15 protein-coding genes and 1 tRNA gene are annotated in these 12,644 nt (G+C 63.4%); 7 read left to right on the top strand and 9 right to left on the bottom strand.

Translation table 11 applies throughout. The features are described from left to right. The first annotated feature begins 57 nt into the window (after positions 1 to 57). From secE to rplA, 5 genes are all read left to right on the top strand, one after another. Complete coding sequence (gene secE, locus ASE49_RS09850) at positions 58 to 252, top strand: preprotein translocase subunit SecE (RefSeq protein WP_056771310.1); 195 nt, start codon at positions 58 to 60, stop codon at positions 250 to 252. A gap of 25 nt (positions 253 to 277) precedes the next feature. Continuing rightward, a complete protein-coding gene (gene nusG, locus ASE49_RS09845) occupies positions 278 to 814 on the top strand; it encodes a transcription termination/antitermination protein NusG (protein WP_056771307.1) in 537 nt (178 codons plus the stop codon). 159 nt (positions 815 to 973) lie between these two features. Further along, positions 974 to 2,050 carry an acyltransferase family protein gene (locus ASE49_RS09840; RefSeq protein WP_056771305.1) on the top strand — a complete coding sequence of 359 codons (1,077 nt, stop codon included), beginning with the start codon at positions 974 to 976 and terminating at the stop codon, positions 2,048 to 2,050. A 181-nt stretch (positions 2,051 to 2,231) separates the two neighbouring features. Beyond that, a complete protein-coding gene (rplK, locus tag ASE49_RS09835; RefSeq protein WP_056771302.1) occupies positions 2,232 to 2,663 on the top strand; it encodes a 50S ribosomal protein L11 in 432 nt (143 codons plus the stop codon). Between the two features lie 4 nt (positions 2,664 to 2,667). Further along, a complete protein-coding gene (rplA, locus tag ASE49_RS09830; RefSeq protein ID WP_056771299.1) occupies positions 2,668 to 3,369 on the top strand; it encodes a 50S ribosomal protein L1 in 702 nt (233 codons plus the stop codon). A gap of 65 nt (positions 3,370 to 3,434) precedes the next feature. Here rplA and ASE49_RS09825 read toward each other — a convergent pair whose 3' ends face one another. The 3 genes from ASE49_RS09825 to rimO all read right to left on the bottom strand — a co-directional run bounded on the left by ASE49_RS09825 (position 3,435) and on the right by rimO (position 6,339). After that, entirely contained in the window at positions 3,435 to 3,986 is a 552-nt protein-coding gene (locus ASE49_RS09825) for a hypothetical protein (protein ID WP_056771297.1), read from the bottom strand. Continuing rightward, positions 3,976 to 4,737, bottom strand: coding sequence for a competence/damage-inducible protein A (locus ASE49_RS09820; protein ID WP_056771294.1), 762 nt, complete (start codon positions 4,735 to 4,737; stop codon positions 3,976 to 3,978). The genes ASE49_RS09825 and ASE49_RS09820 overlap by 11 nt, the downstream gene beginning before the upstream one ends. 219 nt (positions 4,738 to 4,956) lie before the next feature. Continuing rightward, the gene (rimO, locus tag ASE49_RS09815) at positions 4,957 to 6,339 is read right to left on the bottom strand and encodes a 30S ribosomal protein S12 methylthiotransferase RimO (RefSeq protein WP_056771292.1); all 1,383 of its coding nucleotides are present in this window, start codon (positions 6,337 to 6,339) and stop codon (positions 4,957 to 4,959) included. 129 nt (positions 6,340 to 6,468) lie between these two features. Between rimO and ASE49_RS09810 the strand changes: the two genes are divergently transcribed. After that, positions 6,469 to 6,861, top strand: coding sequence for a DUF1761 domain-containing protein (locus ASE49_RS09810; protein WP_056771290.1), 393 nt, complete (start codon positions 6,469 to 6,471; stop codon positions 6,859 to 6,861). Here ASE49_RS09810 and ASE49_RS09805 read toward each other — a convergent pair. From ASE49_RS09805 to ASE49_RS09785, 5 genes are all read right to left on the bottom strand, one after another. Then, positions 6,853 to 7,905 (bottom strand): potassium channel family protein, encoded by a 1,053-nt coding sequence (locus ASE49_RS09805; protein WP_056771287.1) that lies wholly within the window; start codon positions 7,903 to 7,905, stop codon positions 6,853 to 6,855. The genes ASE49_RS09810 and ASE49_RS09805 overlap by 9 nt on opposite strands. Positions 7,906 to 7,910: 5 nt before the next feature. After that, positions 7,911 to 9,116 (bottom strand): LysM peptidoglycan-binding domain-containing M23 family metallopeptidase, encoded by a 1,206-nt coding sequence (locus ASE49_RS09800; protein WP_082456389.1) that lies wholly within the window; start codon positions 9,114 to 9,116, stop codon positions 7,911 to 7,913. After that, complete coding sequence (surE, locus tag ASE49_RS09795) at positions 9,113 to 9,877, bottom strand: 5'/3'-nucleotidase SurE (RefSeq protein WP_056771285.1); 765 nt, start codon at positions 9,875 to 9,877, stop codon at positions 9,113 to 9,115. The genes ASE49_RS09800 and surE overlap by 4 nt, the downstream gene beginning before the upstream one ends. Before the next feature lie 88 nt (positions 9,878 to 9,965). Beyond that, positions 9,966 to 11,246: a serine--tRNA ligase gene (gene serS, locus ASE49_RS09790; protein WP_056772279.1), complete on the bottom strand. Its 1,281-nt coding sequence runs from the start codon at positions 11,244 to 11,246 to the stop codon at positions 9,966 to 9,968. Between the two features lie 98 nt (positions 11,247 to 11,344). Beyond that, a tRNA-Val gene (locus ASE49_RS09785) sits at positions 11,345 to 11,419 on the bottom strand. Between the two features lie 105 nt (positions 11,420 to 11,524). On the opposite strand from ASE49_RS09785, the gene ASE49_RS09780 reads away from it, so the two are divergent. Then, positions 11,525 to 11,854 (top strand): DUF3297 family protein, encoded by a 330-nt coding sequence (locus ASE49_RS09780; RefSeq protein WP_056772277.1) that lies wholly within the window; start codon positions 11,525 to 11,527, stop codon positions 11,852 to 11,854. A gap of 43 nt (positions 11,855 to 11,897) precedes the next feature. On the opposite strand, the gene ASE49_RS09775 is transcribed toward ASE49_RS09780, so the two are convergent. Further along, the gene (locus ASE49_RS09775) at positions 11,898 to 12,539 is read right to left on the bottom strand and encodes a CHAP domain-containing protein (protein ID WP_056771283.1); all 642 of its coding nucleotides are present in this window, start codon (positions 12,537 to 12,539) and stop codon (positions 11,898 to 11,900) included. Positions 12,540 to 12,644: the final 105 nt, after the last annotated feature.

The following is a 12,644-nucleotide window of genomic DNA, read 5'->3' as shown; positions in this document are numbered from 1 at the left end:
CTAGCCGGAAGACACGACAATTTTTCCGCGGCACGCGACACGAGAGAGCGACGTAAGATGGCCAAGATCACTCCGGGCGAATTCATGCGCCAGGTTCAGGCGGAAACGCGCAAGATCCATTGGCCCACGCGCCAGGAAACGGTGACGACGGCGATCTTTGTCGGCATCATGACCGTGATCCTGGCGGTATTCTTCCTGGGCATCGACGCGCTGTTCGGCTGGGTCGTCAGCTCGCTGCTGTCGCTGCTGTGATCTGAATTAGGACGAGAAACGAAAAATGGCCCGCTGGTACATCATTCACGCCTACTCCGGCTTCGAAAGCAAGGTGAAGGAATCCATCATCTCGGAAGCCGAGCGGATGGGTCTTTCGCAGCTGGTGGAGGACGTGCAGGTCCCCTCGGAAGTGATCACCGAGGTCAAGCGCGGCAAGAAAGTGCAGACCGAGCGCAAGACCATGCCTGGTTACGTGCTGGCCAAGCTGACGCTGAACGATGACGTCTATCACCTCGTCAAGAACACGCCCAAGGTCACCGGCTTCCTGGGCTCCAGCGGCAAGCCGCAGGCGATCAGCGAGACCGAGGCCTCTCGCTATTTTGGCGCTGCCGAAGCCGCTGCCGCCACGCCGCGCAAGACCGTCAGCATCGACTACGAGATCGGCGATTCGGTCAAAGTGCTGGACGGTCCGTTCGCCAGCTTCAACGGCATCGTCGAGGAACTCGATTTCGACAAGAACCGCGTCAAGGTTGCGGTCTCGATCTTCGGTCGCGCCACGCCGGTCGAGCTCGAATTCGAGCACGTCGAACTCGCCAAGTAAGCTGCCGGCGGGGCTGCGAAGCCCTTGGCCACTGTTGCATACGCCCCGCACGCCCCCCGGCGCTGTGGGGCGTTTCGCATCCGGCGCGGGCCAGAATATTCCTCAACCCGGCCTTAACCACTGCTGTGCCATAGCCGCCACATGCGGATAGGGCGGTGGATGACGGGCGTGAAAACTGGCGAGCATGAATCGCACCCCGCGCGTCTCGCCGCATTGGATGGCTTGCGCGGTGTGGCGGCCTGCGGGGTTGCGTTTCTCTATCACCCGCTGCTGGAACTGAGCGCCCCGGTCGCAGCGTCCGCCCCTGCCGCCGTGCTGTGGTTGCGGGCATGGGCGTGGAGCTGCGTCGATCTGTTCTTCGTCATTTCGGGCTACATTTTTGCGCATGTTTATCTGGGCACGAAGCGACTGGACCGTGCGCATTTCGGATCGTTCTGGCGCGCACGTTTCGCCCGGCTGTATCCGTTGCATTTCGTGATGCTGATCGTTTGCGCATTCCTGTTCGGCGCTGCGCAAGTGAACACCAGCACGGCTTTCGTCGCACATCTTTTCATGCTTCAGGCGTTCGTGAATCCGGAAGTGCGCCACTTCAATGGGCCTGCATGGTCGGTGTCGGTAGAAATGGCGTGCTATGCGCTGTTCGCGCTGGGCGCGGTGCGCAGCGACAAGGTGATGCGCTGGATCACGGCCGTGGCGATCATTATACCCCTGATTTACCTGGCAGTGATGGGCAGACCGGGAGGGCCGTGGTTCGGCGAATGTTTCCCGCGCGGCCCGCTCGGCTTTTTCATCGGGCAGGTGCTATGGCGCTGTCGCCACCGCATCGCCCGGATTCCCCTGCCGGTGCTGGTGGCGGCGGCCCTGCTGGGGTTCAGTCTCGTGGGCGAGGGCCCTGCCAGTCCGCTGTTCGTGCTGGACCTGCTCGCCTGGCCGGCAGTGGCCTGCTTGGCCTTGCGTCTGGCGTTCCTTGAAAGCCGCGCCATGCTGTGGCTGGGGGACCGCAGCTACGCCGTTTACATGATCCACTTCCCGATCCTGTTGTATTTCCTGCCTTGGCTGCACCGCGCTGCCAGTGGTTGGGAAACCGTGCTGATCATCGCCGGGTTTGCCGCCGTGGTGCTTTTCTACGCCGACCTTGCGTATCGGTGGATCGAAGTGCCGGCGCGCAAGGCAATACGGCGGGGCTGGAAAAGGCCCGCAAGGCCCGCTGCGCTGCCAGACGTAACGGCGGCTTGATGGCCCGCGGGATGGTGCTTTCCTTTCCAAACCAATTCGTGTAGGCGCCCCCACTTCGGAGGCACGGCATTGCCGTACCCGATTCCCTGCGGGAGGGTGGCTGCTCACACGGTCGCCCGCCAAAACCGCTAGACATGAGCGCCGGGCAACTGGCGCGACAGTGTGAATAAGGAGCGGCCCCATGGCCAAGAAGATTACCGGTTACATCAAGCTGCAGGTTCCTGCAGGCAAGGCCAACCCGTCGCCGCCGATCGGTCCGGCGCTGGGTCAGCGCGGCGTGAACATCATGGAATTCTGCAAGGCGTTCAATGCCGCCACGCAGGAACTTGAAAACGGCATGCCGATCCCGACCATCATCACGGTGTACGCGGATCGCAGCTTCACGTTCGTCACCAAGACTCCGCCCGCAACCTTCCTCATCAAGAAGGCTGCCGGTCTCAAGTCCGGTTCGAAGGAACCTGGCAAGGTCACGGCCGGAAAGATCAAGCGTTCGCAACTGGCCGAAATCGCCCAGGTGAAGATGCCCGATCTCAACGCCAACGACATCGAGGCCGCAACGAAGATCATCGAAGGCTCCGCACGCGCGATGGGCCTCGAAGTGGTGGAGGGCTGAGATCATGGCCAACGTTTCCAAGAAGCAAAAGTCGCTGGCTGAAAAGCTGGGCGACAACACAAAGCTCTATGCCGTGGGCGAAGCGCTGCAGACGCTGCGCGACCTCAAGACCACCAAGTTCGACGAGACCGTGGAAGTTGCTCTGAACCTGGGCGTCGATCCGCGCCACGCAGACCAGATGGTTCGCGGCATGGTTTCGCTGCCCGCCGGCACTGGCAAGGACGTTCGCGTCGCTGTGTTCGCCAAGGGTGACAAGGCTGCCGAGGCTCTGGCTGCCGGCGCCGACAAGGTGGGCGCCGAAGACCTGATGGAAGACATGCAGGCCGGCAATCTCAACTACGACCGCGTGATCGCAACGCCCGACATGATGGGCGTCGTGGGCCGTCTGGGTAAGCTGCTGGGCCCCAAGGGCCTGATGCCGAACCCCAAGCTGGGCACGGTCACCCCGAACGTCACGCAGGCCGTGAAGGACGCCAAGGGCGGCCAGATCGAGTTCCGCGTGGAAAAGCAGGGCATCATCCACGCCGGCATCGGCAAGATGTCGTTCTCGGACGCCGACCTGCGCAGCAACTTCTCGGCCTTCGTTGACGCGATCGTCAAGGCGAAGCCCACGGGCGCCAAGGGCAAGTACCTGCGCAAGATCTCGCTGTCCTCGTCGATGGGCCCTGGCCTGAAGATCGATACGACAGAGATCACCGGCGCCTGATTCTTCAGCGCTGACGCATCAATAGAAAAAGCCGGGAGGGAAACCTTCCGGCTTTTTCGCGCATGCTATCGCCGGGCGGCGAGATTGGCGGCGGTGTAGCATTCCACCAGATAGGCCAGGGCCCGCCCGTCCGGCAGTACCAGCTTGGCCTGGTGGGTCGAGATCGTATCTGCCGGGCAATTGTTCGCGGGGCCGGCAGTGATGGAAAGCGCAACACGGCGAAAGCCGAGCGGCGCGATAACCTTGCCAAACGGCACATTGCCTTGCGCCAGCGCCGCGTTCATCTGCGGGGTCAGCAGGGCAGACGCATACCAGTTCCACGCGATTGAGAGCACCGTGCCCCCGCAGCTAAGACGGACGTGGCGAAGGCTAAGGGCTTCCTTGCCGAACACGTCAGCCAAGGCAGCCGGCGTTTGCTGTGTTGTGGGTGGCATCAGCGTGGCGGTTACTGTTGCAGGCTTGGCCAGCCTGCGCGCGTCGCACCATTCCTCCAGCGCGACGGTCGCGCTGTCATGACGGGCCAGAACCGCTTCGAATTCTTGCAGCGTCGGTGCGGAAGGGTTGGCGATCATCGAAGTAACCAGCAAAGCCAGCGCGCCCGGCATTTCAGATGCCACCAGCCACGGCTGTCCGACCCGTGGCTTCCAGCCCTTGCGTCAATGCCTGGACGCATGCCGCAAGGTCCTCGGCACTGACCGAGCGAACCACGAAGTTCGCGCCCGTGCGTCCCTCGCCCCAGAACGGGTACGAGCCGATCTGGCACGTCTCGAACGCCTTTTCGGTCTCGCGCAGCAGTTCGGCGACTTCGCTCTCGCCCACCCAGCAGCCGATCGTTTCCGATAGCAAGGGCGCGCCGCCCTCAAGCTGGCCCGAGAGGGCATCGAGCATGCCTGCCGTGATGCTGGGCACGCCCGCCATGATCATCACGTTGCCGCAGCGGATGCCAGGAGCCCCGGTGTAGCGATTGGCGATGAGCGTGGCGCCCTCTGGCGTACGGGCCATGCGCAGGCGTGCATCGGTGAGGCCACCGCGGGTCTCGTAATAGGTTTCCAGGATGGCGCGGGCTTCCGGGTGCACGATCACCGGCACGCCGAGCGCCTGCGCCACCGCGTCAACGGTGATGTCGTCGTGGGTGGGCCCGATGCCGCCGGTGGTGAACAGATAGTCGTTGCGGGCCCGCAAGGTGTTCACTGCCTCGACGATAGCGTCGGTATCGTCAGCGACCACGCGCACCTCCTTGAGGCGTATGGCCTGCACCTGCAGCCAACTGGCGACTTGCGCGATGTTCTTGTCGTGCGTGCGACCGGACAGGATTTCATCGCCGATGACGATGAGGGCGGCGGTGTAGATTCGCTGCTGGGATGCCATGCGGTATGGCTAGGGCAAAACACCGCGCGCCGCTAGCCACGCTATTGGCGCGAGCGGCGCAAAAAAAGGGCCGGTCCGAAGACCAGCCCTATGAAAGTTTTGGGAGAGGATGCCTGAAAAGGCGAGTTCGTTTTGTGCGATTGCGAACACCTTCGCAAACGCGAAAACCGAGCTGTGCATTGCGTAAAACTCAACGAACGCAAAGTTGTGCGCGGTAAGTCAACTTGACGTACACGCACCAAACAGATCGTGTTCGTCAGCATCTTCGATAAAAACGTCAACGATATCACCGACTTGCAGATCATTTCCGACATCGCGAAGGAACACGTTGCCGTCGATTTCCGGAGCATCCGCTTGCGATCGGCCAGTTGCGCCGACGTCACCTTCATCGTCGGGCTCGCCGATTTCGTCGATGATCACCGGTAGCACGCGGCCCACTTTCGCCCGCAGCTTGGCGGCGCTGATCGCGGCGGTCTTTTCCATGACCCGTGTGTAGCGGTCTTCCTTGACATCTTCCGGCACGGCGCCGGGCAGATCGTTGGCCGCCGCGCCTTGCACAGGCTCGAACCGGAAGGCGCCCACGCGATCGAGCTGGGCTTCGTCCAGCCAGTCAAGCAGATACTGAAAGTCCGCTTCTGTTTCACCGGGAAAGCCGACGACGAAACTGGAGCGAATGGCGATGTCTGGACAGATTTCACGCCAGGACCGCAAGCGGTCCAGCACTTTGGCTTCATTGGCCGGACGCTTCATGGCTTTGAGCACCGAAGGCGCAGCGTGCTGGAATGGAATGTCGAGATACGGCGTCAGCAACCCTTGGGCCATCAGCGGGATCACCGCATCGACATGCGGGTAGGGATAGACGTAGTGCAACCGCACCCACGGCTGCCGGCCTTGCGCATCGCGCAAGTGCCCCAGCTCACGCGCCAGGTCGGTCATGTGCGTGCGCACCGAATGATCTTTCCAGGACCGCTCCTCGTGTCGCACGTCCACCCCGTAAGCCGAGGTGTCCTGGCTGATCACCAGCAGTTCGCGCGTTCCGGCCTGCACCAGCTTTTCCGCTTCGCGCAATACCGCATCGATGCGCCGGCTGGCCAGCTTGCCACGCAAGGAGGGGATGATGCAGAAAGAGCAGGCGTGATTGCAGCCTTCGGAAATCTTGAGGTAGCTGTAATGGCGCGGCGTCAACTTGATGCCCGCATCATCGTAAGCCTGTGGGATCAGATCGACGTACGGCGACAGTTCGGGCGGCGCCGCTGCGTGCACGGCTTCGACCACCGCTTCGTACTGATGCGCTCCGGTCACCGCCAGTACCTGCGGGAAGCGCGCGCGGATCGCATCGGCCTCGTTGCCCATGCAGCCGGTGACGATGACGCGACCGTTTTCGGCGATCGCCTCGCCGATGGCGGCAAGGCTTTCTTCCTTGGCGGAATCGAGGAAGCCGCAGGTGTTGACCAGCACGACATCGGCGCCGGAATACTCCGCGCTCATATCGTAACCGTCTGCGCGCAGACGCGTGAGGATACGCTCTGAATCAACGAGCGCTTTGGGGCAGCCGAGGCTGACCATGCCGACTTTCGGCGGGGTGGGGATTGCTATAGCCATGGGATTGCGGGCCGATACTCCCAAATGCTGCACGAGTCACGAGAAAGGAGCGTCATGCGGTCAGGGGCGGGGTTGCATATGCCGGTGTGGCCTGCAAGACAGCTGCCTTGAACCAAAAAGGATGGCGCAATGGGTCCTGTGAACTGGCTGGCGGTGGTGATAGCCACCGTGATCGCCGTGGCTATCGGGGTTCTGTGGCACGGATCGCTGTTCCGCAGCGGCCGCAAGTTCATGCCCGATGGGTCGGAACGGGCCGGCAACACGATCGTCATGGCCGTCGTATTTCTGATCGGCGCGATCATGCTGGGGCACAACTTCGCCCGTATCGGCGCGGCGGCCCTGGCGGCCAAACCGTGGCTCTACTTCATGCAAAGCGGCGGCATCGCCATCGCCTTCGTCATCCCCGCCGTGTGGCTGACGCATCTGCGCGGACGGACCGAGCCGCTGCGCCGGGTGATCGATTGCGCCTTCTGGCTGGTGGCGTACCTTGCCATGGGGCTGGTGTTCTGGATTCTAGGCTGAGGATGCCGGGCTTTCCCTGAAGGCCGTCGGGGTAATCTCAACGATTGTGTCGCCGGCCTGCAACTGCCCAGCCTCCGGTTCCCAAAAGCCAATGGCGCGGCCCGCACGGTAAATGCGCAGGCCCTTGCCGGTGGTGATCTGGGCCAGCGGAATGCCGATTTCGCCGGCCTCCACAGCCCGCTCCACCAGTTGCACCCGCCCGCTGACCGATGCCAGATCGGCAACGTACTCGGCGATATGTTGGCCATTGGCCGAACCGGCGAGCAACCGACCGGTGAACCGCACAGGATTGATCACGTTATCGGCGCCGGCCTGCCGGGCCAGCACCTCGTTGTCATCGGCCCGGATCACGGCGGTGATCGGAACGCCGGGGGCAAGATGGCGCGCGGTCAGCACGATGAGGATCGTGGTATCGTCTCGCCCGGCAGATACCAGGATCGTGCGGGCATCGGCGATCCGCACGGCGGCCAGCGTTTCATCGCGCGTGGCATCGCCGTCCAGCACGATGCAGCCGGTCTGCTCGGCCACTTTCAACCGGTGGTCGGCAGGATCGACGACCACGATGCGCGCCGGGTCGGTGCCCCGTGCGATCAGCTCCTGCACCGCTTCCGCGCCGCTGACGCCATAGCCCAGCACCACGATGTGGCCTGCCAGGCGTTCCTGGATGCGCTTCATCCGCCATGTCTCCCAGCTGCGCTTGATGAGGAAGTTGTACGCGGTGCCTACGAATATGAAAATCACCGCAAAGCGGATGGGCGTGACGATCACCGCTTCGATCAACCGCGATCGGTCGCTGACGGGGGCGATGTCGCCGAACCCGGTCGTCGTGATCGAGATCATCGTGAAATAGAACACGTCGAGAAAGCTGACGGTGCCATCGTGCGCGTCTTTCAGCCCGTCGCGGTCGATCCAGTGGATCACCACCACGAACATCACCAGCGCGAACGCGCCGCCCAGCCGCAGCGAAAGGTCCGCCCAGACCGGCAGCCCCACCGCGCGCTTGAGCGGATGGGGCAGGGTGGGGCGAGGGCGCCGCGCCGCCACGACGGTCAGGACACCTTGGGCAATTCGCTGACGGGATCGACTGGCTTGCCTTCGCGCCGAACCTCGAAATGCAGTTCGTCGCCCTTGGCCTTGCCGGTGTTGCCGACCAGACCGACGCGTTCACCGGCGACGACGCTGGCGCCCTGTTTCACGGTTATGCGGCTCAGAAAAGCGTAGGCGGTGTGCCATCCGTCGCCGTGATCGATGACGACGAGGTTGCCGAACTGGTCCTTTTCCTTGCCCGCGAACACCACCGTGCCCGCACCAGCGGCGCGCACGGTGGTGCCTTTCGGGGCGGCAATGTCCAGCCCGTCATGATAATCGCCGGAGCTGGAAAAGCCGCGCCGCACGGGGCCGGTCAGCGGCCAGGCGAAGCGGGCGGTTTTGGTGACGGCAGGCGCTGGGGTCGGCTTTGCGGGCGACGCCGGCGCGCGTGATACGGGCGTGGGCGGATTGAGCAACGTGGGTATCAGCAAAACCTGCCCGGGTTTGACCGAAGCGGAGGGACTGAGGCTGTTGGCCAGCGCGATCTGTTCCCACGGCACCGCATAATCCATCGCAATGGAAAAGCTGCTGTCGCCTGGCTTGACCTGATGGCGACGGGTGCGCGGGATCTTGAGCGTCTGGCCCACCCGCACGGCATAGGGCGCGGGAAGGGCGTTGGCTTCGATGATCAGGACGCGCGGAACGTGTGCGCGCTCGGCGATGACGCCCAGCGTTTCACCCGGCGCCACCAGATGCTCTGTTTCGGTTTCCGGACCCGTGGTCTTGGATAGGGGCGGCTTGCCCTGGATGACCCGCACTGCGTTGGTGGCAACTTTCTTCGCGGCGGGGGCAGCCGTGGCTGCCGCCTTGTCCAGCGCGGCCTGATCGGCCTTTTCCTCCGCGTCCGCTTTGGCCTGATCTGTAGATGCTGCGGGAGCGGCTGCCTTGCTGGGCGCGGCGACTTTCGCGGGCTCGGCTGCTTTTGCAGGCTTGGTGGGTTTCGCCGGCTTGGCGACGTGCGGGATTTTCAGTGTCTGGCCGATTTTCACCACGTAAGGGGCCTTGAGACCGTTAGCAGCCATCACGGCCTGCGCGCTGACGCCGGCCCGATTGGCGATGCCGTTCAACGTCTCGCCCGACGCGACGACGTGCTCGCTTTCTTTTTCAGGCGCAGCGGTCGCAGTGACCGGCAGCATCAGGGCGGCAAGAAAGAAAAGGCGCCTCACGCCTCGAAACGCTTTGCCAGCGTCTTGAGCGAGGCATCATGGGTAAGGTCGAGATGAAGCGGCGTCACCGCAACGAAGCCGTTCGCAACCGCTTCGAGATCGGTCTCATGGCCCGGCGTCTGTTCAATGCCGTGCAACCCGAACCAGAAATACGGAAATCCGCGCGGGTCGGTGCCTTCGATTAAGGAGCCGCGCGCATAGTCGTGGAAACCCTGCCGCGCCACGCGGATACCTTTTACCGCGTCCGCCGCCAGAGCCGGGAAATTGACGTTCACCAGCGTGCGCGGCGCGAACGGCTGGTCCAGCAGCGGGCGCAGGACTTTGGCCCCCCACGCTTCCGCAGCTGCAAAATTCACCGCGTCGCCAAGACCTTCCCTGGAATAGACCTGGCTGAGCGCGATCGAGCGGATACCGGCCAGCGCGCCTTCCAGCGCGGCCGATACGGTGCCCGAATACGTCACGTCATCGCCCAGGTTCGCGCCGCGGTTGACGCCGGACAGAATGAGGTCCGGCGCGCCGGGCAGCACTTTGCGCAAGGCCATCGTCACGGAGTCCGTTGGCGTGCCGGTCACCGAAAAGCGGCGTTCAGCATGCTGGCGCAGGCGCACCGGACGATTGAGCGTCAGCGAATGGCCGGCACCCGACTGTTCCTCGCTGGGCGCGCAGATCCAGATATCGTCGGACAACTGCGCCGCGATCTTTTCCAGCACGTACAGGCCGGGAGCGTTGATGCCGTCGTCATTGGTCAGGAGAATGCGCATGATCGGTCTTTAACCATAACCTTCCAGCGTCGGCCATGAATAATGCCGACGCCGCGTTTCATTTTGGGTCTGTACGCAAACAGACCGGTCAGGGCTGCGGCGTGAGCACGTCGATCCCGCCCATCCAGGGCTTGAGCGCGTGGGGCACCAGCACCGACCCGTCAGCCTGCTGGTAATTTTCCAGCACCGCCACCAGCGTGCGTCCCACGGCAAGCCCCGACCCGTTGAGCGTATGCACGAACTCGGTTTTCTTTGCGCCTTCCGGCTTGTAGCGCGCGTTCATGCGGCGGGCCTGGTAATCGCCGCAGTTAGAGATCGAACTGATTTCGCGATAAGCGTTCTGGCCCGGCAGCCACACTTCAAGATCGAAGGTCAGCCGCGCGGTGGCGCCCATGTCGCCCGCGCACAGCAGCATCTTGCGATAGGGAAGGTTGAGCGCCTGCAGAATACCTTCGGCTGCCGCGACCATCTTGTCATGCTCGGCCTCGCTCTGATCGGGCGCGCAAACGGTCACCAGCTCGACCTTTTCGAACTGGTGCTGGCGGATGAACCCGCGCGTATCGCGCCCCGCCGCGCCGGCTTCAGACCGGAAGCACGGGGTAAGCGCAGTCATACGCAGAGGCAGTGCGTCGGGATCGAGGATGCTGCCGGCAACGGCGTTGGTCAGCGACACTTCGGCGGTGGGGATCAGCCAGCGTCCGTCCGTGGTACGAAACAGGTCCTCGGAAAACTTTGGCAGCTGGCCGGTGCCAAATACCGCCTCGTCGCGCACCAGCAGCGGCACGTTGCATTCCATGTAGCCATTGGCGGTGGTCTGCGTATCGAGCATGAACTGCGCAAGCGCACGGTGCAGCCGTGCCATCTGGCCTTTGAGGAACGTAAACCGCGCGCCGGAAATCTTTGCGCCGGTTTCAAAGTCCAGCCCCAGCGCGGGCCCTAGATCGGCGTGCTCCTTTGCCATGAAGTCGAACGTGCGCAGCGTCCCCCAGCGCGCGACCTCGACGTTCTGTGCCTCGTCCATACCGTCAGGCACGGCGTCCACCGGGATGTTCGGAAGGGCTGCGAGTGCGTCCTGCAACTGCGCCGTCAGGCTCTTTTCCTCAGCCTCCAGCGCCGGCAGCGTATCCTTGAGCAGCGCGACTTCCGCCTTCAGGGCGTCTGCCGTTGCCGTATCGCCCTGTGCCATCGCTTTGCCGATCGCCTTGGATGCTTCGTTGCGGCGGTTCTGCCCGTCCTGCATGCGGGTGGCGATTGCACGGCGCTGCTCGTCCAGCGCGACGAGCGTGGCGGCGACGGGCGCGACCCCGCGACGGGCAAGGCCGGCATCGAAGGCTGCGGGATTTTCACGGATCTGGCGGATGTCATGCATGATGCCCGCGCCTATGCCGCCTGACGCGTTCGCTCGCAAGCCGGCGCGCTGCAATATACCGTCGATGTGGAGGTGAAAACCGCCCATTCCAACCGGAATGGTGGGCGCGGCAGGGATTGAACCTGCGACCCCACCCGTGTGAAGGGTGTGCTCTACCACTGAGCTACGCGCCCGCTGCCCTTGCGGAAGCGCGCCTCTAGACAAGTGGGATCGAATTGACAAGCTGCGATCTGCATTTAAACGCAGGCGCCATGACCGACCAGAACACCCCGCCCGAAATGCCCGAAACGGATGCCGCTGCTGTGGCGGATACGTCCGCCGCTGCGCCCGCAGCCTCGGCAACCGACGTTCCGCCCGATCATCTGGCGATCAACCCGCGCAGTCCGTTCTTCGATGAGGAAAAGCTGCGGCGCGGCATCGGTATCCGTTTCAAGGGGGCGGTGCGCACCAATATTGAGGAATACTCGATCTCCGAAGGCTGGGTGCGCGTGCAGGCCGGAAAGTCCATGGATCGCAACGGTAACCCGCTGACGATTAAGCTCTCGGGCCCGGTCGAGGCCTGGTACGAAGACTTGGGCGATAATCCGCCGGTCGCAAAGAAAGACTGATGCTGGCCGCTCGCTCTCGGAACGGATCCGGAGCGAGGCTAGATCAGTACCGTCCCGAAATGATTGCGCCGATCGGGTCGCGGTGGCGGCTTGTCAGGCTTGCGGGCTTTGCCGTCGAAGGCTTCATGGCCGCCGCCTGCATCAGCCTGGCTTGTCCCAGATCGCGCATCCGCCCCGGTCTGGCGTTGTAGATGAAGCCGGACACCGGCCAGTGGGTGCCGCCCAAGCTGTGAATGGGCGCGTACCAGATGCGCACTTGCGTCCAGTCATTGTTCGGCGATACGTCCAGCGCGGTCACGTTCCGCTCGATCTGGCCGGGCGAGGACCAGTTCGCATGGCTGAGCAGCACGGTGCGCGAATCGATGATGCGGCTGACGGTGGCGACGTGGCCGAGGCGCGAGTTGTTGAACGGCTTGATCGCCATCACCGCGCCGGGCTTCGGTGTGTTTCCGGTTGCATAGCGGCCACGGGCCTGCTCCCACCAAGTATGCGCGTCACCATAGATCTGGATTCCGGACGTGGTCCTTGCAAACGGCACGCATTCCAGATGTCCGGGCGCTTTGGGCACGGTCAACGTCGATCCCGCGCCTGCATCATTGGCGCTGTCGATCACGGTTCGGGCAGACGCCGGCGCGATGCACGCGACCGCGAGCCCGATAACGATTAAGCTGTGGTGAACCCTCATGTCCGCCCTTTTGCCCGCAGAAGGTTATCGCCAATCTTCCGCGGTTGGTTAACGCCGGAGCAAGGAAAGGTTCCTGGCTTTTTCGCGATTTGATCGCAAAAATAT

Origin of the sequence: Novosphingobium sp. Leaf2, from assembly GCF_001421325.1 — a bacterium.
Classification (GTDB): Bacteria; Pseudomonadota; Alphaproteobacteria; order Sphingomonadales; family Sphingomonadaceae; genus Novosphingobium.
This window is presented reverse-complemented; position numbering and strand designations above follow the sequence as displayed.

Bases quoted from the DNA above. Each gene is read 5' to 3' on its own strand.
- secE (WP_056771310.1), top strand. From the start codon at position 58: ATGGCCAAGATCACTCCGGGCGAATTCATGCGCCAGGTTCAGGCGGAA.
- nusG (WP_056771307.1), top strand. From the start codon at position 278: ATGGCCCGCTGGTACATCATTCACGCCTACTCCGGCTTCGAAAGCAAG.
- ASE49_RS09840 (WP_056771305.1), top strand. From the start codon at position 974: ATGACGGGCGTGAAAACTGGCGAGCATGAATCGCACCCCGCGCGTCTC.
- rplK (WP_056771302.1), top strand. From the start codon at position 2,232: ATGGCCAAGAAGATTACCGGTTACATCAAGCTGCAGGTTCCTGCAGGC.
- rplA (WP_056771299.1), top strand. From the start codon at position 2,668: ATGGCCAACGTTTCCAAGAAGCAAAAGTCGCTGGCTGAAAAGCTGGGC.
- ASE49_RS09820 (WP_056771294.1), bottom strand. From the start codon at position 4,737: ATGGCATCCCAGCAGCGAATCTACACCGCCGCCCTCATCGTCATCGGC.
- rimO (WP_056771292.1), bottom strand. From the start codon at position 6,339: ATGGCTATAGCAATCCCCACCCCGCCGAAAGTCGGCATGGTCAGCCTC.
- ASE49_RS09810 (WP_056771290.1), top strand. From the start codon at position 6,469: ATGGGTCCTGTGAACTGGCTGGCGGTGGTGATAGCCACCGTGATCGCC.
- surE (WP_056771285.1), bottom strand. From the start codon at position 9,877: ATGCGCATTCTCCTGACCAATGACGACGGCATCAACGCTCCCGGCCTG.
- serS (WP_056772279.1), bottom strand. From the start codon at position 11,246: ATGCATGACATCCGCCAGATCCGTGAAAATCCCGCAGCCTTCGATGCC.
- ASE49_RS09780 (WP_056772277.1), top strand. From the start codon at position 11,525: ATGCCCGAAACGGATGCCGCTGCTGTGGCGGATACGTCCGCCGCTGCG.
- ASE49_RS09775 (WP_056771283.1), bottom strand. From the start codon at position 12,539: ATGAGGGTTCACCACAGCTTAATCGTTATCGGGCTCGCGGTCGCGTGC.